The organism is Stenotrophomonas sp. YJH_SMC_120 (assembly GCF_059368675.1).
In genome coordinates, this window is sequence record NZ_JCAFRY010000005.1 from 146,303 (window position 1) to 167,898 (window position 21,596).

At 67.7% G+C, this 21,596-nt stretch carries 20 protein-coding genes; 7 read left to right on the top strand and 13 right to left on the bottom strand.

The annotated features are described in order from the left end of the window. Nucleotides 1–55 precede the first annotated feature (55 nt). The gene (locus AC5P60_RS09285; RefSeq protein ID WP_033834579.1) at nt 56–922 is read left to right on the top strand and encodes a methylglyoxal synthase; all 867 of its coding nucleotides are present in this window, start codon (nt 56–58) and stop codon (nt 920–922) included. Between the two features lie 402 nt (nt 923–1,324). On the opposite strand, the gene AC5P60_RS09290 is transcribed toward AC5P60_RS09285, so the two are convergent. The 3 genes from AC5P60_RS09290 to ttcA are packed head-to-tail and all read right to left on the bottom strand — an operon-like array spanning nt 1,325 to nt 4,026. Next, nucleotides 1,325–2,104 carry a M48 family metallopeptidase gene (locus AC5P60_RS09290; RefSeq protein WP_033834578.1) on the bottom strand — a complete coding sequence of 260 codons (780 nt, stop codon included), beginning with the start codon at nt 2,102–2,104 and terminating at the stop codon, nt 1,325–1,327. Between the two features lie 59 nt (nt 2,105–2,163). After that, a complete protein-coding gene (locus AC5P60_RS09295; protein WP_005411825.1) occupies nt 2,164–3,069 on the bottom strand; it encodes a recombination-associated protein RdgC in 906 nt (301 codons plus the stop codon). Between the two features lie 36 nt (nt 3,070–3,105). Continuing rightward, nucleotides 3,106–4,026, bottom strand: a complete 921-nt coding sequence (gene ttcA, locus AC5P60_RS09300) for a tRNA 2-thiocytidine(32) synthetase TtcA (protein ID WP_483693571.1) — start codon at nt 4,024–4,026, stop codon at nt 3,106–3,108. Nucleotides 4,027–4,116: 90 nt separating this feature from the next. Between ttcA and AC5P60_RS09305 the strand changes: the two genes are divergently transcribed. Beyond that, entirely contained in the window at nt 4,117–4,320 is a 204-nt protein-coding gene (locus tag AC5P60_RS09305; RefSeq protein ID WP_005411823.1) for a YdcH family protein, read from the top strand. A gap of 88 nt (nt 4,321–4,408) precedes the next feature. Here the strand turns inward: AC5P60_RS09305 and plsB are convergent, their stop codons facing one another. The 4 genes from plsB to AC5P60_RS09325 all read right to left on the bottom strand — a co-directional run bounded on the left by plsB (nt 4,409) and on the right by AC5P60_RS09325 (nt 10,068). Continuing rightward, nucleotides 4,409–7,045: a glycerol-3-phosphate 1-O-acyltransferase PlsB gene (gene plsB / locus AC5P60_RS09310; protein WP_483693570.1), complete on the bottom strand. Its 2,637-nt coding sequence runs from the start codon at nt 7,043–7,045 to the stop codon at nt 4,409–4,411. Beyond that, nucleotides 7,045–7,998, bottom strand: coding sequence for a hypothetical protein (locus AC5P60_RS09315; protein ID WP_049402878.1), 954 nt, complete (start codon nt 7,996–7,998; stop codon nt 7,045–7,047). The genes plsB and AC5P60_RS09315 overlap by 1 nt, the downstream gene beginning before the upstream one ends. Before the next feature lie 424 nt (nt 7,999–8,422). Beyond that, nucleotides 8,423–9,148, bottom strand: a complete 726-nt coding sequence (pyrF, locus tag AC5P60_RS09320; protein WP_033834576.1) for an orotidine-5'-phosphate decarboxylase — start codon at nt 9,146–9,148, stop codon at nt 8,423–8,425. Continuing rightward, complete coding sequence (locus AC5P60_RS09325) at nt 9,145–10,068, bottom strand: 5'-nucleotidase, lipoprotein e(P4) family (RefSeq protein WP_049432499.1); 924 nt, start codon at nt 10,066–10,068, stop codon at nt 9,145–9,147. The genes pyrF and AC5P60_RS09325 overlap by 4 nt, the downstream gene beginning before the upstream one ends. A 101-nt stretch (nt 10,069–10,169) precedes the next feature. On the opposite strand from AC5P60_RS09325, the gene AC5P60_RS09330 reads away from it, so the two are divergent. Continuing rightward, complete coding sequence (locus AC5P60_RS09330; RefSeq protein ID WP_088470644.1) at nt 10,170–10,826, top strand: YceH family protein; 657 nt, start codon at nt 10,170–10,172, stop codon at nt 10,824–10,826. A gap of 77 nt (nt 10,827–10,903) precedes the next feature. On the opposite strand, the gene AC5P60_RS09335 is transcribed toward AC5P60_RS09330, so the two are convergent. Both AC5P60_RS09335 and AC5P60_RS09340 read right to left on the bottom strand, forming a co-directional pair. After that, entirely contained in the window at nt 10,904–11,428 is a 525-nt protein-coding gene (locus tag AC5P60_RS09335; RefSeq protein WP_483693569.1) for a GNAT family N-acetyltransferase, read from the bottom strand. Nucleotides 11,429–11,766: 338 nt separating this feature from the next. After that, nucleotides 11,767–13,743 (bottom strand): UvrD-helicase domain-containing protein, encoded by a 1,977-nt coding sequence (locus AC5P60_RS09340; RefSeq protein ID WP_164209180.1) that lies wholly within the window; start codon nt 13,741–13,743, stop codon nt 11,767–11,769. Nucleotides 13,744–13,842: 99 nt separating this feature from the next. On the opposite strand from AC5P60_RS09340, the gene AC5P60_RS09345 reads away from it, so the two are divergent. Genes AC5P60_RS09345 through AC5P60_RS09355 form a run of 3 tightly spaced genes read left to right on the top strand, consistent with a single transcriptional unit; the run spans nt 13,843 to nt 15,973 of the window. Next, nucleotides 13,843–14,571 (top strand): SEL1-like repeat protein, encoded by a 729-nt coding sequence (locus AC5P60_RS09345; RefSeq protein WP_483693568.1) that lies wholly within the window; start codon nt 13,843–13,845, stop codon nt 14,569–14,571. Nucleotides 14,572–14,611: 40 nt separating this feature from the next. Further along, nucleotides 14,612–15,343, top strand: coding sequence for an SEL1-like repeat protein (locus AC5P60_RS09350; RefSeq protein WP_111188660.1), 732 nt, complete (start codon nt 14,612–14,614; stop codon nt 15,341–15,343). A 9-nt stretch (nt 15,344–15,352) separates the two neighbouring features. Beyond that, entirely contained in the window at nt 15,353–15,973 is a 621-nt protein-coding gene (locus AC5P60_RS09355) for a thymidine kinase (protein WP_033833540.1), read from the top strand. A 552-nt stretch (nt 15,974–16,525) separates the two neighbouring features. Here AC5P60_RS09355 and AC5P60_RS09360 read toward each other — a convergent pair. The 4 genes from AC5P60_RS09360 to AC5P60_RS09375 all read right to left on the bottom strand — a co-directional run bounded on the left by AC5P60_RS09360 (nt 16,526) and on the right by AC5P60_RS09375 (nt 20,599). Beyond that, nucleotides 16,526–18,130, bottom strand: coding sequence for an OpgD/OpgG family glucan biosynthesis protein (locus AC5P60_RS09360; RefSeq protein ID WP_033833539.1), 1,605 nt, complete (start codon nt 18,128–18,130; stop codon nt 16,526–16,528). A gap of 105 nt (nt 18,131–18,235) precedes the next feature. Continuing rightward, a complete protein-coding gene (mutM, locus tag AC5P60_RS09365; RefSeq protein WP_005407488.1) occupies nt 18,236–19,048 on the bottom strand; it encodes a bifunctional DNA-formamidopyrimidine glycosylase/DNA-(apurinic or apyrimidinic site) lyase in 813 nt (270 codons plus the stop codon). Nucleotides 19,049–19,067: 19 nt separating this feature from the next. Next, the gene (locus tag AC5P60_RS09370; protein WP_033833538.1) at nt 19,068–19,400 is read right to left on the bottom strand and encodes an EF-hand domain-containing protein; all 333 of its coding nucleotides are present in this window, start codon (nt 19,398–19,400) and stop codon (nt 19,068–19,070) included. Beyond that, nucleotides 19,397–20,599, bottom strand: coding sequence for a DesA family fatty acid desaturase (locus AC5P60_RS09375; protein WP_353949743.1), 1,203 nt, complete (start codon nt 20,597–20,599; stop codon nt 19,397–19,399). The genes AC5P60_RS09370 and AC5P60_RS09375 overlap by 4 nt, the downstream gene beginning before the upstream one ends. 151 nt (nt 20,600–20,750) lie before the next feature. Here AC5P60_RS09375 and AC5P60_RS09380 point away from each other — a divergent pair, with 151 nt between their 5' ends. Then, complete coding sequence (locus AC5P60_RS09380) at nt 20,751–21,572, top strand: ABC transporter ATP-binding protein (RefSeq protein ID WP_033833536.1); 822 nt, start codon at nt 20,751–20,753, stop codon at nt 21,570–21,572. The last annotated feature ends 24 nt before the right edge of the window (nt 21,573–21,596 follow it).

Consider the following 21,596-nt stretch of genomic DNA (forward strand, 5'->3'; position numbering starts at 1 on the left):
GATAGGTGAATGGCGACATACACTGCCGCTTTCACCCGTCTCTGCGGAGCATTCGATGCGCATCGGCCTGGCTGCCAACCGTCTCCATCACCACGACGCGCGCGCCGCCCTGTTCCGCTGGCTGCGCGTCAGCGAACCCGGCCTGCGCGAGCTGGGCGTGTCGCTGCACGCGGTCGGCCGCACCCATGACGCGATACAGCGTCAGGGCTTCCTGACCGGATACGCGGGCCTGCATCGCTACCCCTACGGTCGCGAGGGTGGCTTGATGAAGCTGGTGGCCGAGGTGGTTGGCATGGGGCCGGATCGGACACTGGATGGCGCGGTCTACCTGATCGATCCGGTCGATCCATCCTCGGTGTTTCCGGAAGCCACGGCGCTGAAGCGGCAGTGCGTGATCCACGGCAAGCCTTTCATTTCCACCGTGGCCACCGCGCGCGACTGGATCGAGGTGGAACGCATCCATGCCGGACTGGTTGCCGATGCTGGCGCCGACGACCTGCATGCGTTCGAAGGACAGACGCTGGCGCTGATCGCGCACGACGCGATGAAGCCGGCGATGCTGGCCTTCGCCGATGAGCACTTCGATGTGCTGGCGCGGTTCGGTGAGCGGGTGGCAACCGGAACCACCGGCCAGCGCTTGAACGAGCTGGCGTGGAGCCGTGGCTGGCCCAGCGATACGCCCTGGGTGACGCGCTACCAGAGCGGCCCGATGGGCGGCGATGCGCAGATTGCCGACCGGGTACTGGAAGGGCGCTGCCAGCGCGCGATCTTCTTCGAGGATCCGCACGTGGCGCGCCAGCATGAGGCGGATATCCAGCTGCTGGAGCGCGCGGTGACGACGGTGACCGACCAGGCGGTGTGCATTACGGCGCCGCGGGTGGCGGCGCGCTGGGCGGCGGCGGCGGCGTTGCGGGCGAGGTGAGGATTTCGGCCAACGGCTGAGTCCCTCGTGGTGGGTGGTATCCGAAGGCAAAGCCCTGCTTGGCCGGGCGGGGTGGATTGCGCAGGGGTCGCTGCAAGTACGTCCTTGTAAGCTCGGTCGCCGCATCCATGCGGCTCACGCCCCTGCGCAACCCACCCCGCCCGGCCACGGACCGATTCCGGTGTGCCCACCACGGAAGAAAGAAAAGAAGAGCAGGCGCGGGTCGCGCGCTGCGCGCGCTCCATGGCGCGTTGCCATGGTGGGGAATGCCCATTCTTTGCGCAGCATCAGGCTTGCTCGACCGTTCAGCACACGCTCTGGAGTGAAGCCCCTTCTGTTGAAGGGGCGCGCCGAAGGCGGGGGTAGAGGAAGAATGCGTGGGCAACTCCTGTAGCGCTGGCGCTACAGCAGTTGCCGCAGCATCGCCTTCAGTCGGCGGCCTTCCAGCTGGAAGTAGTCGCGCTGTTCGCGCCAGGCGGGGAAGCGTTGTTCCACTTCGTGCCAGAACGCGGGCGAGTGGTTGGGCTGGATCAGGTGGCAGAGCTCGTGCACCAGCACATACTCGAACGCTTCCGAACGACCGAGCACGAGGGCCAGGTCCAGTGCCATGCTGCCATCGGGGGCGAGCGAGCCCCATTGCGAGGACATCACCTTCAATCGCAGGCGGCTGGGTGCGCGCGGCAGTGTGGGCAGGTACTTCGGCAGCCAGCGGCCGACGTCGGCGCGGGTCTGTGCTTCGTAGAACTCGCGCAGCAGGCGACGCAGGGTGGCGTCACCACCACGTGTCGGCCACTGCACGCAGGCGCCGTGTGCGTCGATCTCCAGGCGCGCGTAGCGGCCTTCCTGCCAGCGCAGCGGCAACAGTTCGCCGCGCAGGGGCAGCACGCCGTCTTCGCCCGGCTGCAGCGGTGCCGGCAGGTCCTGGCCCTGGTACTGGCGCAGCTGCAGTGCCAGCCAGTCGCGGTGCTGTTCCAGGAAGCGTTCGCCCATCACCAGGCTTGCGCGCGGCGGCAGGGTCAGGCGTGCACCGCGTTCGTCCACGCTCAGCTTGATCCGGCGCGCACGCGGATCACGCACGCGCAGTACCTCGATCTCGGCATCCTCCAGGCGCAGGCGAACAGTGTCGCGCTGTACGGTGGCGGGCGGGGTCGGGCTGATCAGGCGGCGCAGCAGACGGCTCATGCGCCCAGCATAGCGCCGCTTCGGGCCGCCGGATGACCGGCGGCCGTCGGGCTGCCTGTTCAGTCAGCCTTGCTGAGCTTGAAGGCTTCTTCCAGCAACAGGAACAGACGGCGGATCTCGGCGCTCTGCAGGGCGAAGCGGGCGTCGAACTCGGCGCGGCGGCCGTCTTCGTCGGCATGCTCCAGCTGGTCCAGGGCACCGTCGAGGAACTTCAGCTTGCGCACGATCAGGTCGTCGCCGATGACGAAGGACAGGTTGTCTTCGAAGATCAGCGCCAGCTTGGTCACCTGCTTGCCGGCGTCCAGGTGCTTGTCGATCTCGTCGCAGCGCAGTTCCTGGTGCTGGCACTTGACCACCGCGCCGCCTTCCACCGGGTCCTTCATCTCGCACTCTTCGCCCAGGCTCAGCCCGGTCGGCAGCGGCTCGCCGGCGATCCAGCCGGTCAGGATCGAACGCGGCGCGACTTCGGCGTTCAGCGGCATCGCCGGGAAGCTGCCGAGCAGGCCGCGGATGTCGGACATGAAGTACTCGCCGGTCTTGCGGCTGGAGGTATCCACCGCCACGTAACCGTGCTGCAGGTCGATGAAGGCGTCGTTGCGCGAGGACTTCACGAAGGCGCGCGGCAGCAGTTCATGCAGCAGGTCGTCCTTCATCCGCTTGCGTTCGCGGCCACCCGGGCGGCGGCCTTCCTTCTCCTCGATCTCCTCCAGCTTGCGCTCGAGCAGGTCGTTGACCACCGCCGCCGGCAGGATCTTGTCCTCGCCGCCCACGGTCAGCCACAGGTGTTCGGCGATGCGGTGGGAGAGCAGTTCCTTCTCCTCGCGGCCGAACGGCGAGATGAAGCCGCGCGAATTCATTTCCAGTGCGCCGACCGGCTTCAGCAGGGCGTGCGGCAGCAGCGTGTCGACTTCGGAAAAATCGGTGGTGGTCGGGAAACGGAAGAACGTCAGGTTGCGAAAGAACATGGAATTCCGGATGGCAAAGAGGAAGGGCGACCGACCTTAAATGGTGGGCGTCTCGGGATCTGCGTCGGCGTCGGCCGGGGAACCGGCCAGCCAGGCATGGGCGTCAGGCAGCGGCGCGTCGTCGCGACGGCCCAGCGCCATGAAGTCGAACAGGGTGGTGTCGGCCAGCTGCGAGGGCCGGACTTCGCCCATGGCGCGCGCGATCTGCTCGATGCGGCCCGGGTGGTCCTTCTCCCACTGCTTCAGCATCAGGCCGACCTGGCGGCGCTGCAGGTTCTCCTGGCTGCCGCACAGGTTGCAGGGAATGATCGGGAACTGGCGTGCCTGCGCGTAGTCGACGATGTCGCTCTCGCGCACGTAGGCCAACGGCCGGATCACCACATGCTTGCCGTCATCGCTGCGCAGCTTCGGCGGCATGCCCGACAGCTTGGCGTGGTGGAACAGGTTCATGAAGAACGTGGCCACCATGTCGTCGCGGTGGTGGCCCAGCGCGATCTTGGTGAAGCCGTGGGTCTCAGCGTAGTTGTACAGCGCACCACGACGCAGGCGCGAGCACAGCGAACACATGGTCTTGCCTTCCGGGATGACCCGGCTGACCACCGAATAGGTGTCCTGCTCGATGATGTGGTACGGCACGCCCAGCCCGGCCAGGTACTCCGGCAGCACGTGCTCGGGGAAGTCCGGCTGCTTCTGGTCCAGGTTCACCGCCACCAGCTCGAACGGCACCGGCGCCTTCTTCTGCAGCTGCAGCAGCACGTCCAGCAGGGTGTAGCTGTCCTTGCCGCCGGACAGGCAGACCATCACCTTGTCGCCGGCCTCGATCATGCCGAAGTCGGCAATCGCCTCGCCGACCTGGCGGCGCAGGCGCTTGGCCAGCTTGTGCTGCTCGCGCTCGGCCACGCGCGGATCGCGGGCGGCGCGCGGCTGGGGATCGGGGAGGGAAATCACGGCACTCATGGGCTCCATTCTAACGGCTCGGAGCGGCCACGGCCGGGGGTCGGGATTCCCCTCTCCCGGCGGTCATCATCGCTGTGTATCCTCGAAGCCGTGGATACCTACGACCCCGCCGAGATTGTCGAACGCCTCGCCGCCCTGCGCGCCGAGCACCGCCTGCTGGATGAACAGATCACCCGCATGGCCGCCAACGGCGAGGATGAACTGGAATCCAAGCGCCTGAAGCGGCGCAAGCTGCAGTTGAAGGACTGCATTGCCAGGCTGGAAAGCCTGCAGATTCCCGACGAACCGGCCTAAAGACCGTCCTGGTGGGTACCAACCTTGGTTGGCACGGCTGGGAGGTGTGGACCAAGGTCCACACCCACCGCATGGCCCGGCGCTGCCTTCAATCCTGCGGCGCCGGCTCGTCCGGGCGTGCCGCTTCCGGGCTGACCCGTTCGATGGTGTGGCGCAGTTCGCGGCCAAGGATGAACTTGGCGTCCTTGGCCCAGGCATCCAGGCGCTCGTCGAACAGCAGCTTGCTGTACTCGTCCGGCCACACCAGGCGCAGTTCGCGCAGCTTCTGGATGAAGCCGCGGAACAGGGTGCGGTCGAAGAACTCCGGCGCGGCCGGTGCATAGAGCAGGCTCAGACGCTGCGCCGCCTGCTGGCACAGGCTTTCCAGCTCGGCCGCGCCCAGCACGCCCGGGCCGTTCTTCACCAGCACCGAAATGGCGATGTAGTAGCGCTCGAACGCCTGCTGCAGCGAGTGGCCGATCGCACGCAGGCGGAACACCTCGTCGGTCTGCCCGGTGTTGCGCGCCAGGATGCCGCCGTCGTCGTCATTGACGTTCTGCAGCAGGCCCTCACGCACGAACACGTTGATGGTCTGGTCGATGCGCTGTGCGAATTCGTCCTCGCTCCACGGCAGGAACAGCTCGGCCTGCAGGAATGGGTACACCGTGCGGCCCAGCTGGACCAGGCCGGTACGGCTCATGCGGCGGTTGTTCTGGAAGCAGCAGGCCACCCACGACGAGGCGGTGAACAGGTGCAGCACGTTGTTGCGGAAGTAGCTGAGCAGCACCGCGGTATCGCCGCTGACGCTGAGCACGTCGCCCAGCGGGTGCTTGATGCGGGTGAGAACGTTGATTTCCTCGGCGTGGGCGATGATCCGCTCCGGCGAGTGCGGGGTCACCGTCACCCGGTCCGAATACGGCATCTCGACCAGCAGCGTCTTGCACAGCTCGATCTGCGCGATCAGGTCGGCCTCGCCCATCGCGTGCTTCGGCGTGGACAGCAGCGCCAGCGCCAGCAGGTTGATCGGATTGACGTCGGCGGCGCCGTTGATGCGCACCTGGATGCGTTCGGCCAGCGTGTCCACCGTGGTCGACAGCCACGCCGGTTTCTCGTCCTCGGAGACCGCCTCGCCCTTCCACTCCGGCGCCTTCTCGGCCAGTACGTCGTTCAGTGCGATCGGTTCGCCGAAGTTCACCACCACCTGGCCGTAGTTCTGCTTGAGCACCTTGGGGATGCCCCACAGCAGCGACCAGATCGATTCCTTTTCCTTCGGCCGGCCGGACAGTTCGTCCAGGTAGCTGCCGCCTTCCATCAGCTTCTCGTAGCCGATGTAGATGGGCTGGAACAGCACCGGCTTGCGCGGCTGGCGCAGGAACGCACGCAGCGTCATCGAGATCATGCCGCCCTTGGGCTGCAGCAGTCGGCCGGTACGCGAGCGGCCGCCTTCGACGAAGTACTCCAGCGAGTAGCCGCCAGCCACCAGCTGCGCGACGTACTCACTGAGCACGGCCGAGTACAGCGCGTTGCCACGGATCGAGCGGCGGATGAAGAACGCACCGCCCTTCCGCAGCAGGGTACCGACCACCGGCAGGTTCAGGTTGATGCCCGCCACGATGTGCGGCGGCACGATGCCACGGTCGTACAGCAGGTAGGACAGCAGCAGGTAGTCCATGTGGCTGCGGTGGCTGGGCACGTAGACCACTTCGTGGCCCGGCGCGGCGGCCTTGAACTTGTCCAGATGGTGCACCAGCACGCCCGCATAGATGCGGTTCCACACGTGGCTGAGCATGAAGCTGGCCGAGCGCACCACCGGGCTGGAATAGTCCGCGGCGATTTCCCAGGCGTAGGCGTGTGCCTTCTTCCAGGCATCGGCCGTCTTCGAATTGTCGCGCTTGGCCTGCGCGGCGATCGCTTCGCGCACCGGTTCGGCGGCCAGCACCTGGTCCACCAGCAGGCGACGGGTCGACAGGTCGGGGCCGATCACCGATTCACGGATGCGGCGGAAATGGGTGCGCAGCACGCGCTGCAGCTTGCGTACCGTGCGTTCCGGCTCCAGGCCTTCGTCGATGATGGAACGCAGCGAGATCGGCGGCGCGAAGCGGACGATGGTGCTGCGGCCATTGAGCAGCACCGCCAGCAGGCGGCGGAAGCGGCCGACCAGCGCCCAGTTTTCCGAGAACAGCACCGCGAACCAGCCGCTCTGCTTGTCCGGCGCGCGGCCGACGAAGATCGACACCGGCACCAGGTGCACGTCCAGGTCATCGCGCACGCGATGTGCCTGCAGGACCTTGGCCAGCGAGTCGGAATGGGTCTTGGCACCGCGCTGCTCGGGGATCAGCGAATTGCTGGAGCTGCGCCGCGACAGCGCCAGGTAGGCGCGCTTGCGGCCGGTCGGGTCACCGGCCAGCGGCACCAGCGGCGACGGCAGGCCGGCCTGGCGGCAGGCCTTGTCCAGGATCAGCGCGTTGGACAGGCCGTAGTCTTCCAGCACGTACATGACCGGGCGGCCATCGTTGTACTGGCCCGGGTCTTCCGGCTCGATCTTCAGCGACAGCCACGGCTCGACCAGGCGGCCCAGCAACCGTGCCCACAGTGGGCGTCGGCCGGCCGGACGCGCGTGCGCGGGCGGCGGTACCGGGTTCGGGCCGGTACCGGTCGAGGGGGACGCCGGCACCGTATCGGCGGGCGTCGACTGGGATTCTTCGCCGGGGAACGGCAGCGGGTTCTGTTTCGACATCGGCGCCATTATGGCTTAGGCGGCGGCGTTGCCGCTTCCCCACCCTCGGCGGGGGCTTCAGCCGGTGACGGCGACGCAGCGGCGCGGGCCGCATCGGCCTTGCGCAGCAGGGCGTCGGTATCGGCCAGGGTGCGGGTCAGGTACCAATGGCCTTCGCGGCGGCTCAGCGGCAGCTGCAGGCTCATCTCGCGACCGGCGAGGTCGTAGCGCAGGCGTACCAGGGCGTTGTCACCTTCCACCGACAGCAGTTCGCCGCGCACGCTGCGCAACGCGTCGTCCACGCCCAGCCCGTAGCTGCCCAGCACCGCCTTGAGGGTGTGGATGAACGGCGCCAGCTGCGCCAGGCTGCCTTCCATGCCCGCGGCCTGCAGGCCGGCTTCGTCGTCGAAACCGACCTTGTTGGCGGCGCCGACCAGCGCGGCGATGGTGCTGCGTGCGCGGGCCCGGTCACTGATCGGGGCACCCTGCGCCCAGCTGGCCAGGGTTTCGACCAGGGCGATGTAATGCGCCTGTTGGCCAGGCGTATAGCCCTTCTGGTGGCGCAGGTACTGCACACCGAAGTTGCCCATCGATTGTGCGGCCTGGCGAACGGCGCCGGCCTGTCCGGCCAGCTGGCGATCGAAGCTGCGCTGCAGTTCGGCGCTGGCATTGGGCCTGCGCAGTGCGGCCAGCATCGGCAGCAGCTGGTCACCCAGCGGCAGTTCGGTCAGCGGCCATTGGCTGTGGCCTTCGGTCCAGGCCTGTTGCAGGCGCTGGTACTGACTGGGCGGCACCGACAGCTTTGCGTAGCCGACCAGATCGTCCTCGGCCAGGCGCAGCGCCATGGCTTGCACCGCCGCGACCGGCTCGGCCGCCGGCTTGGCCGGGTCCTGGGCCGATTCACGACACGCCGCCACGGCCAGCAGCAGCATGGCTGCCAGCCCCCATCCACGCGCAGACCTTCCTCGCACTGCCACGCTCATGCACTCGGACTCCCCGGACCGGTCCGCATCTTGCGGCCTGTGACGTGACAGCGGCAAGCCGGGACGTCACGGTTTCCGCTGTTGCTTGTGCAAGTCACTGATGGGAATAAAAAAAGAGCCGGGATCACGGGGATCACAGGCTCTTCAAACCGACGCAGGGCCGGTGGACAGTGTTGTGGCACATGTCCGGTCCGAGGACCGGATGGCGGCGATCCTACGCTGCCGCTCAAGTTAAGGCAACACTTCACCTATCGTCGTATAAATCATTGATTTTATTGATCCACCTGATGATGGGCGTAAAAGCAATGAAATCTACGGCAGGTTTTGCGGCGATTCGGGCACAACCGCTTGCTGGACGGATGCAGAAACGCCATCCCGCGCGGGTCGGGATGGCGTTCGGGCCTGCAGCCTGCGCAACGGAATCTCAGCGCGCAGCCAGCGCCGACGCGATTTCCTGCTGGATGGCCCGCGCCGCGGCCTGCGGATCGGTGGCCAGGCGGATCGGACGGCCAACCACGATGGCATCGGCGCCATCGGCAAAGGCCTGGGCCACGCCAACGGTACGCTTCTGGTCATCGCCGACCGGGCCACCGGGGCGGATGCCCGGGCAGACGATCGAGAATCCGGCGCCGGTAGCGGCGCGGATCGGGCCGGCTTCCTGGCCCGAGGCGATCACGCCATCGATACCGGCCGCCTGCGCGGCCAGCGCGCGTTCGACCACTACGTCCACCGGTTCACGGTCGATGCCCATCTGCGCCAGGTCCGGGCGGCCCATCGAGGTCAGCACGGTCACCGCCAGCAGGCGCATGTCGCTGCTGTTGGCGGCGGCGCAGGCTTCCATCATCGCCGGGTGCCAGCCGTGGATGGTGGCGTAGCTGACCGGCCACTGCGACAGGCGCCTGATCACCGCCGCGGCAGTGGCCGGGATATCGAAGAACTTCAGGTCAACGAACACGCGCTTGTCGCGGCGGGCCAGCTCGTCCAGCACCTGGAAGTACTCGCCCGACGCCAGCAGTTCCATGCCGATCTTGTAGAACGCCACGCTGTCGCCGAGGCGGTCGACCCACTCCAGCGCCTGCGCGCGATCAGGCACGTCCAGCGCGAAGATCAGGCGCTCGTCATCGCGCAGCGGCAGCGGCGCGCGGCTCACGGCGCGTAGTCCAGGGCAGCGCGCTTGGCGTCGTGGCGGGCCTGGCGCGACTGGCTGTAGTCATTGTTGAACTGCGCCGGCTCGAAACCGCCGTAGGTCGGGTTCGGCAGCATCCACCAGCGCTCGCCGAACCAGTCGTGGTACTGCTGCAGCAGGGCGTCACGGCCTTCGTTGGTGTTGGCGGTCACTTCCACGAAGTCGCCCAGCTGGTCGCCGAACTGCATCAGCACGCGGTACTTCTGCCCGGCCAGGCGGCGGCGGCAGTTCTTCTCGCTGCCGGCCTGCTCGCAGCCTTCGACCACGGTGCCCAGGCCCAGGAACACGCTGTCATCGGCCACCGGCAGGCCCTGCTCGCGCAGGTTGGCCAGGGTCGCGTCCTTCAGGTGCACGGCGCGGTTGGAGATGTACAGCAGGGTTACGCCCTTGGCGTTGGCGGCCTTGGCGAAATCGACCACGCCCGGAATGGCCTTGGCCTTCTTTTCGGCCACCCACTGGTCCCAGCTCAGCTCGTCGTATTCCTTGCCGTCGCGCACCAGGCGCGCCTGGTAGGGCGAGTTGTCCAGCACGGTCTCATCCACGTCCAGCACCACGGCCGGCTTCAGGCCCTTGGCCTCGTTGCCGCGTTCCTCCGGCACCAGCGCATCCCAGTGCGCTTCCTTCAGCGCGGCGTCCAGGTGGTCGGCGGCGGCACGGTAGGTCTGCTCGGTGATTGCCTTGTACTCCTGCGCGCGCTGCATCCACAGCACGGCGTTGAGATTGTCGTTGGCGGTTGCATCAAGCGCGCCATCAGCCTTGGCAGCGGCGGCCGGGGCCTCCGGGGCAACGGCTTCGGCAGCAGGCGCATCCACGCGCTTGCAGGCGGACAGGCCCAGCGCCGCAGTGGCGAGCAGGGTCAGGGACAGGGAAACGGGACGACGCATGGATTCACCGGCAATCAGATATACCGGCGCATTTTACCGGCAAAGGCGGCCCCGGGACGGCTATGCTTGGCGGTTGACCCGTTGCCCTTCCGGAGGCCGCCATGACCGATTCCGTCCAGACCCCCGACGTCCCCCTGCTCGACGCCGTGCAGGCCCGCCTGCTGGGCTGCCTGGTGGAAAAGGAGGCGACCACGCCGGACACCTATCCACTGACGGTCAATGCCGCCCAGTCGGCTGCCAACCAGAAGACTGCCCGCGAGCCGGTGATGAACATCGATGCCGGCAGCGTGCAGCACGCGCTGCGCCAGCTGGAGGCGTTGGGCCTGGCCCGCCAGCACTTCTCCTCGCGCGCGGACCGCTACGAGCACCGCCTGCAGGCCGCACTGGACCTGACCCGGCAGCAGACCGTGCTGCTGGCGCTGCTGCTGCTGCGTGGGCCGCAGACGCTGGGCGAACTGATCACGCGCAGCGAGCGCCTGCACCGCTTCGCCGACGCCGATGAAGCCCGCCACGCCATCGAGCGCCTGCAGCAGCGCGCGCTGCTGGTGGTGCTGCCGCGTGCCAGCGGCCAGCGCGAAGACCGCTACATGCACCTGCTGTGCGGTGAAGTGGACGGTGCGGCGCTGGCGGCCAGGTACGCCAGCAGCGGCGGCGGCGGCAGCAGCGATGCAGCCGACCCGGGCCTGGCCGAGCGCGTGGCCCAGCTGGAAGCGGCCGTGGCCGAGCTGCAGGCGCAGCTGGCCGAACTGCGCGGCTGAGGGGGTGGGTGCCGACCGTGGTCGGCGCTGCATCTGAATCGTGCCGACCAACGGTCGGCACCTACCAACATCAGGGGTCAGACCTGCGCCGCACCCGGCGCGGCATACAACCTGCTCGGGCTGTCCACGCCCGGCAGCTGGATCACCCCGCGCTCCTGCATGCCCAACCCCAGCAGGATCTTCCCGGACACCACGTTGTCCAGATCGGTGATGCCATACAGATCGTGCAGGCCCAGCCCAGCGCGCGCATGCGCGAACACCGCCCGCGCCGCCTCACCGGCATAGCCCTGCCCGGCGAATTCCGACAGCACCGCATAGCCGATGTCCGGACCCGGCAGCCCATCACGCCGTACCAGTCCGGCATTGCCCAGCCAGGCACCATCGGACAACCGCTCGATGGCATACATGCCAAAGCCATTCAACGCATAGCTGTGCAGCACACGCAGCGCGATGTAGTCCCGCGCCTGCTCCTCACTGCGCACATTGCGGTCGCCAATGAAGCGCACGAAGCCCGGATCATTCAACAGCGCCAGCATCGGCGCCGCATCGCGATCAGGCTCGATCGCACGCAGGCGCAGGCGTTCACTCTCGATCGGTTGCACAGGTGGACCTCCAGCCGAAACCCCGATTCTGCCTCAAGCCCGGCTGCTGCTTTTGATTTTCTTTTTCTTTTCCGTGGCTGGCGCGCACGGAAACTGTCAGAGGCCGGCCGGGTGGGCTGGGCGGGACCGTCCGCGGCATGGGCCCGAGGCATGCCTCGGGCGGGTTGGGCAGGACGCCCAACCCCGGTCTTGCCGTGTGCGCAGGACAGCGCACACGAGCAAGCCGCGGCCGAGCCCCCATGGATGGGTTTACGGCGTGTCCCGACCGGCCCCCCCGCCCGGCCCCCACGAATGCATTGCGAACGGCGCCAACCACGAGGGGCTGCGCCGTTCGCCGATCAGTCGAACAACGCCTCGATCGCCGCCAACCCCGCACTCGCCCGTTCCTTCTTGCGCGCCGCATCGGCCACCGGATCAGCGCCATCACGCTGGATCTCCTCGGCCGGGATCTCATCGAAGAACCGGCTCGGCTTCAGCCGCACATGCTCACCGAACTTGCGCGTCAGCTTGCTGTAACTCATCCACAGCTGGATCTTGGCGCGGGTGATGCCCACGTACAGCAGCCGCCGCTCTTCCTGCAGGTTGCCCTCGTCCAGGCTGACCTGGTGGGGCAGCACGCCATCCTCGCAGCCAACGATGAACACGTACGGGAATTCCAGGCCCTTGGAGGCGTGCATGGTCATCATGCGCACCTGGTTGCCACCCTCGTCCTTGTCGCTGCGTGACAGCAGCGCCAGCTGGCCGGCCAGGTCAGCGGCAGTGGCGCCGCGCGGGCCGCCCTCGAACCACTGCGCCAGTTCCTCGATGTTGTTGGCGCGGCGCTGGTAGCTGGCCTCTTCCTTGGCCTGCTGGCGCAGTTCGCTGAGCAGGCCCGATTCCTTGGCGACCTTGCGGATCATGTCGCCCGAGGTGACCTGACGCATCTGCGCGCGCAGGTCGCGCAGGATGTCGGTGAAGCGGGCCAGGCTGTTGGCGGCGCGCGGCGGTAGCTGCTGCAGGGCGCCGATCGCCTCGGCAGCCTGTGCCATCGGCATGTCCTTTTCCTGCGCCAGCTCGGCCAGCCTGGCCAGCGTGCCGGCACCGACGTCGCGCTTGGGCGACTGCACCGCACGCATGAACGCGGTGTCGTCGTCCGGGTTCACCAGCAACCGCAGCCAGGCCAGCGTGTCCTTCACTTCCTGGCGCTCCAGGAACATGGTGCCGCCGGTCAGGTGGTAGGGAATGCGCAGCAGCTGCATCGCCTTTTCCAGCGGGCGCGACTGGAAGTTGCCGCGGAACAGGATGCAGAAATCACTCCATGGCACGTTGCGCGACTGCGCCACGAAGGCGATCTCGGCCGCGACCTTTTCCGCCTCGTGCTCGCTGTTGCGGCACTCCCACACGCGGATGCGCTCGCCGTCGGCCTGGTCGCTCCACAGCTTCTTCAGGTGCTCGTGCGGGTTGTTGGCGATCAGCGCATTGGCGGCGCGCAGCACGCGGTTGGAGCAGCGGTAGTTCTGCTCCAGCTTGATGATCTCCAGCGTGGGATAGTCGCGCCCCATCTGCTGCAGGTTTTCCGGGTTGGCACCGCGCCAGGCGTAGATCGACTGGTCATCGTCACCCACGCAGGTGAAGTTGCCCTTGTCGCCGGCCAGCTGCTTGAGCAGCCGGTACTGCGCGTCGTTGGTATCCTGGCATTCGTCCACCAGCAGGTAGCCGATGCGCTCGCGCCACGCCAGCGCGATCTCCGGATTTTCCTCCAGGATCTGCACCGGCAAACGGATCAGGTCATCGAAGTCCACCGCATTGAACGCCGTCAGGCGCAGCTGGTAGCGCTCGTAGACGCTGGCCGCTTCCTTCTCGCGGTTGCTGCGCGCGGCGGCCATCGCCTGCTCGGGCGACAGGCCGGCGTTCTTGGCGCGCGACACCAGGTTCTTCATGTCCTCGATGTCGTCGGGCTTGGCCCCGTACATCAGGTCCTTGATCTGCGCAGCGGCATCATCGGCATCGAAGACCGAGAAGCCACGCTTCAGGCCCACGGCCGCGTGTTCGATCTGCAGGAACTTCAGGCCCAGCGCATGGAAGGTGCAGATGGTCACCTCGTCGGCGTCCTGCTCGCGCAGGCGCTTGGCCACACGCTCGCGCATTTCCTTGGCCGACTTGTTGGTGAAGGTGATCGCTGCGATGCGGCGTGCCGGGTAGCGACCGCTGCCGATCAGGTGGGCGATCTTTTCCACGATCACGCGCGTCTTGCCGCTGCCCGCGCCGGCGAGCACCAGCAACGGACCTTCGATGTGCAGGACGGCGGCGGCTTGGGGGGGATTGAGACCGTGCATGGGAATGGGATTGTAGCGGGGCCGCAGCGGGCGGACCTGACTTGCATGCACACCGTTCCTAAGCTATTGATTCGCCACCGGAGCACTGGAGCCAGGTGCATGCGCCCGACCGCCCCTGCCGCCCTGCTGGGCACCCTGCTGTTGCTGCTGGCGCCGTTGGCTGCCCGCAGTGCGTACTGCGCGCCCGATGCTCGCGCATCGTTGCGGTCGGCGCTGATGACCCCGGGCTTCCTGCAGGCTCATCCTGACCTGCACTGGCGCGAGCTGGGCCTGCAGTCGTGGCGCCAAGGCCGGCCCGATCATGCGCTGGTGCGTTTCAAGCGGGCGGCCGCGCACGCCGACAAGCTGTCGCAGTCGCTGGTCGCGCGCATGTACCAGGAAGGCACGGGTACCGCCCCTGATCCGGTGCTGGCCTACATCTGGATGGACCTGGCCGCCGAACGCGGCTACCGCGACCTGCTGCTGGAGCGCGAGCGCTACTGGAACCGCCTGGATGCCGCGCAACGGCAACGGGTGCTCGCCGAAGGGCCGGCGCTGTATGCGGCCTACGGCGATGCCACGGCCAAGCCGCGCATGGAGGCTGCCATGCGCGTGGACCGCAGCGGCATGACCGGCAGCCGCACCGGCTGGGTCAGCTCGATGCTGCAGGTGGAACTGTCCGACGGCCCGGAAGCCGGCTGGCCGACCCGCGGCGATGACTATTATCGGGATGCGTACTGGGACCCTGCAGCGTACTGGTGCATGCAGGACCGCATCTGGGAACAGGAGTTCGGCGGCCGCAGCGTCGAGGTCGGCCCACTCAGCCCTGTGGAAGGCGCGGGGCGCTGACGTTCGTATTTCATGGTCATTGCCAGGAGGGCGATCAAGTATGAAAGCGAAGCACGCTCCACGCTTCTGCCTGCTGCTGGGCCTGTCGATGGCCGCTGCCGTGACCGCCAGGGAATGCCCGGTGGAGGCCCCGCGGCAGATCCCGCCTACCGTCCTGACCGGAGGCTTCTTCGATGCCCATCCGGACCTGTTCTGGCGCAGCATGGCCCAGCGGGCCGAACGGGACAGACAGCCCGCCAGGGCGCTGGACTACTACAAGCGTTCGGCGCGCTACGCCGACAAGTTCTCCCAGGCCATGGTGGCGCGGCTGTACCAGGAGGGCGTCGGTACCCGGGCCGATCCGGTGATGGCCTACATCTGGATGGACCTGGCCGCCGAGCGCATGTATCACGACTTCCTGGTGCTGCGGGAGCACTACTGGGCACGCCTGGACGCACTGCAGCAGGCACGGGCGATCGAGCGCGGCCAGCAGGTCTATGCCGACTACGGCGACCGCGCAGCCAAGCCTCGCATGGAGCGCGCCCTCAGGGACGGCCGCCAGCAGATCACCGGCAGCCGCCTCGGGTACGTGAGCTCCGGCCTGATCGTCGTCCAGCGCCGCGGCAACGAGCAGGGCATCGTGACGCCGGGCAGCATCGTCTACGACAACGACTACTGGCGCGCCGCCGACTACTGGTGCCTGCAGGACAACTACTGGCGCCCCGCGCGGACCCCCAGCGTCGAGATAGGACGGCCGGACACGGTCCGCGACGACGAGGCGGTGGACGACTAGAATTGGCCGATGGCCAAGCTCTATTTCTACTATTCGGCGATGAACGCCGGCAAGACCACGACCCTGCTGCAGAGCGCGCACAACTACCGCGAACGCGGCATGCGGGTGGCGATCCTGACTCCGCGCCTGGATGATCGTGCCGGCGCCGGCGTGGTGGCCTCGCGTATCGGCCTGCGTGCGGACGGCATGGCCTTCGACCGTGACACCGACCTGCAGCACTGGGTCGAACAGGACCTGGCCGCCAACGGCCCGATGGGCTGCGTGCTGGTGGATGAAGCGCAGTTCCTCACGCGCGCCCAGGTCTGGCAGCTCAGCGAGGTGGTCGACCAGCTGCGCATTCCGGTGCTGTGCTACGGCCTGCGCACCGATTTCCGCGGCGAGCTGTTCGAGGGCAGCCAGTACCTGCTGGCCTGGGCCGACGAGATGCAGGAGATCAAGACCATCTGCCACAGCGGCAAGAAGGCAACGATGACGGTACGCGTGGACGAACATGGGCACGCGGTGCAGGACGGCCCGCAGGTGGAGATCGGTGGCAACGACCGCTACGTGTCGGTCAGCCGTGCCGAGTTCAAAAAGATCACCCGCGGTGAAGGGCGGATCGATCCGGCGCAGGCGCCCCTGCCGCTGTAAAGGGTGTTCTTTTGCAGGGCTTGCAGCCCTGCACCCGCGGTAGTGCCGGCCGCTGGCCGGCAACAGCAACAGCAAGAGCTAGCATTGCGTGTGATGGCGGGCCGGTGTGGGTGGGCAGGACACGCCGTAAACCCGTCCCTGGGGGCTCGATGGCGCCATCCATGGCGCCAACGGTCCTGCCCACCCACACCGCCCCACCTCTGACAGATCCCCGCGGCTGTTGGTGGGTGCCGACCGTTGGTCGGCACATCTGTCAGATATCGAAATTCATCTATCGAAATTCATCTGGGGTCAGAGCCCGTTGCGCAGCAACGGGATCCGACCCCGTGCTCCGACAGATCGCGGAGGTCTGTCGAAGGCGGGGTGGGTCCGGTGGCGGGAGTGTCCGCGGCATGGATGCCGCGGCCAAGCCCCCATGGACGGGTTTACGGCGTCTCCCGCCACCGGACCCACCCCGACTACCCACAGAAAACCAGCTTCTGCTTCGGCTGTTGCTGTTGCTTTGGTCTCGGCAGGTGCAGGGCTGCAAGCCCTGCAAACCCAACACCCCTCTCAGTACAGCGTGCGCTCCGGCGCACCCGCCGGCGGCGGGGTGTACTGGTACAGCCAGGTCTCGGTCAGGGTCTTGCCGCCACTGCGCAGGAACAGGCGGATGTCGATCTGCTCGGTACTGCCCTCCGGCGGCACCAGGTCGAACATCGCGCGGTAGCCGTTGATCTCGCGCAGCGGGCGCGCCGACACGATCTCGACCCGGCCGCGGCTGGATTCCACCACCGCCTCGACCTCGCCCTTGTCGATCAGCCTGGCCAGCTCGCCACCTTCGAAGTCCACCGCGAAGCGCCAGCTGAAGTACTCGCGCTTCTTGCCGACCACGCCACCCAGGCCGGTGCGGCTGGCCACGCAGTGCGCCAGCGGCGGCCGTGCCGGTGGTTCGGCACCCCAGTACAGGCGGTAGCCAACCAGCAGTTCCTGGCCCGGCTGCGGTTTTTCCTTGGGGTTCCAGAACGCCACGATGTTGTCGAAGGTTTCGTCCACGGTGGGGATCTCCACCAGCTGCACCGAGCCCTCGCCCCACTCGCCCTTCGGCTCCACCCACAGGCACGGGCGCTTCTCGTAGAACACGCCGTCGTCCTGGTAATGGTCGAAGTTGCGGTCGCGCTGCAGCAGGCCGAAACCACGCGGGTTGCGGTCGACGAACATGTTGAAGCGCAGGTTGCGCGGATTCAGCAGCGGCCGCCAGATCCACTCGCCGGCACCGGTCCACAGCGACAGGCCATCGGTGTCGTGGATCTCCGGGCGCCAGTCCCAGGCCATGCGGCGGTCGTTCTCACCCACCTGGTACATGCTGGTGCACGGGGCGATGCCCAACCGCTCGATCGCCTTGCGCGGGTACAGCGCGCTGTCGATGTCCATCAGCAGCACGTCGCCATTGGTGATCGCGAAGCGATAGGCGCCGGCCACGCTGGGCGAATCCAGCAGGCCGTAGACCACGATCGTGTCCGAATCAGCCGAGGGTTGTTCCAGGTAATAGGCGATGAAGTCCGGGAATTCCTCCGGCTTGCCCATGCCGGTATCGATTGCCAGGCCACGCGCGGACTGGCCGTACTGGCCTTCCTTGCCGACCGCACGGAAGTAGCTGGCGCCGAGGAAGGCGGCGAAATCGCGATCGGTGTCCTTGCGGGTGTTCAGGCGGAAACCGGCGAAGCCGAGATCGGCCGGCAGCTCGCCGTCCTTGATGCCGCTCTTGCCGTAGTTGAAGGCCGCGCCGTCATAGGCCAGCTCCTGCGCCTTGCCGTCGACCACGTCGAACATGCGCACCGGCGAATGGAAGTACAGGCCCAGGTGGAAGAACTTGGCCTGGAACTTGCCCGGCTGGTCGGCCCACAGCGCATGGTCCTGGCGGTAACCGATCGACTGGTACTGGTCCCAGTCCAGCCCTTCCAGGCGGCCCGGCAGCACCCGCTTGTGGCTCTTGTAGGGCGCCTGTGCCAGCGCGCGCGCCTGGCCCTTCAGGGTGGCGAAGTCGAACGGCTGCGGTTGGCCGAGGCGGCGCAGGCCCATCTGGCCGCTCCTGCTGGCCGCGCACGCGGGCAGGGACGGCAGGCCGAATGCAGCCAGGGCGAGGGAGGCATTGCGGATGAAGTCGCGTCGTTGCATGCAGGCGCGTCAGGCACAGAAGGAAGGTCGGCCATCATAGGCAGACAAACGTTAACGGGCAGCGGAGACGTGCCCTGCCCGTTCAGCTGCCGCTGGCCGCCCGCCTCAGCGCTGGCAGTGGCTGCACCAGACGCTGGCGCGCTGGCCGATGGTGGCGTGCTTCAGCGCGCGGCCACAGTTCGGGCAGGGCAGCCCGTCACGGCCGTACACCAGCAGTTCCTGCTCGAAGTAACCCGGCGCGCCATCGGGGCTGATGAAGTCACGCAGGGTGGTGCCACCACGGGTGATGGCGTAGCCGAGGATCTCCTTCACCGCATCGGCCAGCCGCTGGTAGCGCTCGCGCGAGATTTTCCCGGCCTCGCGCAGCGGACTGATGCCGGCCTTGAACAGGCTCTCGGCGGCGTAGATGTTGCCCACGCCCACCACCACCGCCTGGTCCATCAGGAAGGTCTTCACCGGCGCGCTGCGGCCACGGCTGCGGGCGAACAGGTAGTCCCCGTCGAAGGCATCGTCCAGCGGCTCCGGGCCTAGCCCCTGCAGCAGCGGGTGGACTTCGCCGGCCGGCTGCCACAGCAGGCTGCCGAAGCGGCGCGGGTCGTTGAAGCGCAACAGGCGGCCGTTGTCCAGGCTGATATCCACATGGTCGTGCGCGCGCAGCGGGGTATCGCCGGGCAGCACACGCAGGCTGCCGGACATGCCCAGGTGCAGCACGGCGCTGCCGATGGCGGTGTCCAGCAGCAGGTACTTGGCGCGACGGCGGATGTCCTCGATGCGCTGCCCCGGCAGCAGCTCGGCCACTTCCGGCGGAATCGGCCAGCGCAGGTCGGCGCGGCGCAGGATCACGCCATGCACGCGGCGCCCCTGCAGGTGCGGCGCCAGGCCGCGGCGGGTGGTTTCGACTTCGGGCAGTTCAGGCATGAACCGATTCTACGCCCGCTCAGCGTGGCGGCGCCGCCAGCTCTCGCGCATCCAGGTAGCCATCGCCGTTGGCATCCTGCTTATGGAAGCGCTGCACGATCACCTGCCGCTGCTTCTCGCGGCGGATCGCCCTGCCCTCGCCGCCGGGCAGCTCGTCAGCGCTCAGCACGCCATCACCATTGCGGTCCATGCGGTCGAAGGCATACAGCATCCACTGCACGTACTCGGCTTCGCTGACCTTGCCGTCGCCATCGCTGTCCATCCGCTGCAGGTAGCTGGCGGTATCGGTGACCTGGGCCAGCGCCGCGCCTGGCAGCAGCGCGGCCAACACAAGCCCATACCCTGCCCTCACGCGCCCACCAGGCTGTAGCCCTTCAATCGCGCAGCGTAGGCCTGCAGCGCCGCGATTCCGCTTTCCTCGGCCTCGCGGCACCAGGCCTGCAGCTGGTGCAGGCGCTCGGCGGCATCGTGGCCGCGGGCCTCGAGCAGCGCCGCCAACCGCGCGCGGTACTCGACCAGGGTGTGGATGCGCGGGCGCTGTGCCACCCATGCGCTGAGCTGGGCGCGACTGTCCGGCTTCAGCCAGCGACCGTCGTTGACCAGGCCACGGCGCAGCCGGCGCGGCAGCAGGCGCCGCAGCTTGGCGCCAGCGTGGGCGGCTTCCTCGCGCAGGGCCGGCATGAACACGTTGCGCTGGTAGTCGGTCATCGCCTGGAAGCGGTGCGAGAGCAGCGCCTTCAGGGTTTCGGCATCGGGCACGGCGATGTTCGGGCGTACGTCCATGGCCGGTGCAACGCGAAGCACCTTGGCCAGGCGCAGCGCCTGCAGCAGGCGGATCGCACTCCAGCCGATGTCGAATTCCCAGCGCCGCATCGCGAAGCGCGCCGAGCTGGGGAAGGCATGGTGATTGTTGTGCAGCTCCTCGCCACCGATCCAGAACCCCCACGGCGTGAGATTGGTGGAGGTATCGGCCGATTCGTAGTTGCGGTAGCCCCACCAGTGGCCCAGGCCATTGACCACGCCGGCCGCCCAGAACGGGATCCACGCCATCTGGATCGCCCATAGGGCCACGCCGGGCAGGCCGAACAGCACGCTGTTGATCGCCAGCAGCAGCACCGGGCCGAGCGTGGCGTGCGGGGTATACAGGTGGCGCTCGATCACATCATCCGGGGTACCGCGCCCGTACTGATCGATGTCCGCGCGCATGCCGCGTGCCTCCCGGTACAGCTCCACGCCGTGCCAGAACACCTTGCCGATGCCGCGGGTGACCGGGCTGTGCGGGTCGTCCTCGGTCTCCACCTTGGCGTGGTGCTTGCGGTGGATGGCCACCCACTCGCGGGTGATCATCGACGTGGTCAGCCAGAGCCAGAAACGGAACACGTGGGCCAGCGCCGGGTGGAAATCGACGCCGCGATGGGCCTGGCTGCGGTGCAGGTACAGGGTCACCGAGAAGATGGTGATCTGGGTGAAGACCAGCAGCACGCCCAGCATGGCCCACCAGCCGAGGCCGAGCACACCACCGGTCAACAGGGACATCAGGGCATCGGGCATGGCGGCTCTCCGTATCGACGCGGGGATGGCAGACATCATGGGCGCTTGCGTTGCAAACTGCATCCCTGCGGCGGTGATTGCCACCGTCATCCGTGGCACCGTTCACAGTTGGGGACCTGAGTTGTCGAGCCTTGATCCACGCGCCAGCACCATGACCGCCGCCCCGCCCCTGGCGGAGCTGCCCCCCTTGATCGAACTGGACCGCGCCACCGTGGTGCGCGGCCAGGTGAAGGTGCTGCACGGGCTCAGCCTGCGCATTGCGCAGGGCCAGCACACCGCCCTGCTCGGCCCCAACGGTTGCGGCAAGTCGACCTTCATCAAGCTGATCACCCGCGAACTGTATCCCCTTGCACAGGGAGACGGCTCGGTGGCGGTGAAGGTGCTGGGCCAGAACCGCTGGCAGGTGGACCGGCTGCGTTCGCAGCTGGGCATCGTCACCGGCGACCTCAGCAGCAACCTGGCCGACATGCCCGGGCTGACCGTGGAACAGGCGGTGCTGTCCGGCTTCTTCGCCAGCTACGTGGTGCCGGCCTTCCGCGAAGTGACCGCCGACATGCGCACGCGCGTCGGCGAGACCCTGGCGATGACCGGCGCCCTGTCCCTGCGCGAACGCGCCTATGCCGAGCTGTCGGCGGGCGAAACCCGCCGGGTACTGATCGCCCGCGCGCTGGTCAACCGGCCGCAGGCGCTGCTGCTGGACGAGCCATCCACCGGGCTGGACCTGGTCGCCCGCGAACAGCTGGTGGCGACCATGCGGGTGCTCGCCCAGCAGGGCATCACCCTGGTGCTGGTGACCCACCACATCGAAGAGATCATTCCCGAGATCGAACGCGTGGTGCTGCTGCGCGACGGCCGTGTGCTGGCTGATGGCACCCGCGCCGAACTGCTGCGCAGCGCGCCGCTGTCGGCGGTGTTCGGTGGCGCGATCACCGTGTGCGAGCAGGAAGGCCGGCTGACCGCGTACGCGGGGTGAGGCGGAGCCCTCGGCGGAAACAAG

Bases quoted from the DNA above. Each gene is read 5' to 3' on its own strand.
- AC5P60_RS09285 (WP_033834579.1), top strand. From the start codon at position 56: ATGCGCATCGGCCTGGCTGCCAACCGTCTCCATCACCACGACGCGCGC.
- AC5P60_RS09290 (WP_033834578.1), bottom strand. From the start codon at position 2,104: ATGAGCCGTCTGCTGCGCCGCCTGATCAGCCCGACCCCGCCCGCCACC.
- AC5P60_RS09295 (WP_005411825.1), bottom strand. From the start codon at position 3,069: ATGTTCTTTCGCAACCTGACGTTCTTCCGTTTCCCGACCACCACCGAT.
- ttcA (WP_483693571.1), bottom strand. From the start codon at position 4,026: ATGAGTGCCGTGATTTCCCTCCCCGATCCCCAGCCGCGCGCCGCCCGC.
- plsB (WP_483693570.1), bottom strand. From the start codon at position 7,045: ATGGCGCCGATGTCGAAACAGAACCCGCTGCCGTTCCCCGGCGAAGAA.
- AC5P60_RS09315 (WP_049402878.1), bottom strand. From the start codon at position 7,998: ATGAGCGTGGCAGTGCGAGGAAGGTCTGCGCGTGGATGGGGGCTGGCA.
- AC5P60_RS09325 (WP_049432499.1), bottom strand. From the start codon at position 10,068: ATGCGTCGTCCCGTTTCCCTGTCCCTGACCCTGCTCGCCACTGCGGCG.
- AC5P60_RS09330 (WP_088470644.1), top strand. From the start codon at position 10,170: ATGACCGATTCCGTCCAGACCCCCGACGTCCCCCTGCTCGACGCCGTG.
- AC5P60_RS09340 (WP_164209180.1), bottom strand. From the start codon at position 13,743: ATGCACGGTCTCAATCCCCCCCAAGCCGCCGCCGTCCTGCACATCGAA.
- AC5P60_RS09345 (WP_483693568.1), top strand. From the start codon at position 13,843: ATGCGCCCGACCGCCCCTGCCGCCCTGCTGGGCACCCTGCTGTTGCTG.
- AC5P60_RS09350 (WP_111188660.1), top strand. From the start codon at position 14,612: ATGAAAGCGAAGCACGCTCCACGCTTCTGCCTGCTGCTGGGCCTGTCG.
- AC5P60_RS09355 (WP_033833540.1), top strand. From the start codon at position 15,353: ATGGCCAAGCTCTATTTCTACTATTCGGCGATGAACGCCGGCAAGACC.
- AC5P60_RS09360 (WP_033833539.1), bottom strand. From the start codon at position 18,130: ATGCAACGACGCGACTTCATCCGCAATGCCTCCCTCGCCCTGGCTGCA.
- mutM (WP_005407488.1), bottom strand. From the start codon at position 19,048: ATGCCTGAACTGCCCGAAGTCGAAACCACCCGCCGCGGCCTGGCGCCG.
- AC5P60_RS09375 (WP_353949743.1), bottom strand. From the start codon at position 20,599: ATGCCCGATGCCCTGATGTCCCTGTTGACCGGTGGTGTGCTCGGCCTC.
- AC5P60_RS09380 (WP_033833536.1), top strand. From the start codon at position 20,751: ATGACCGCCGCCCCGCCCCTGGCGGAGCTGCCCCCCTTGATCGAACTG.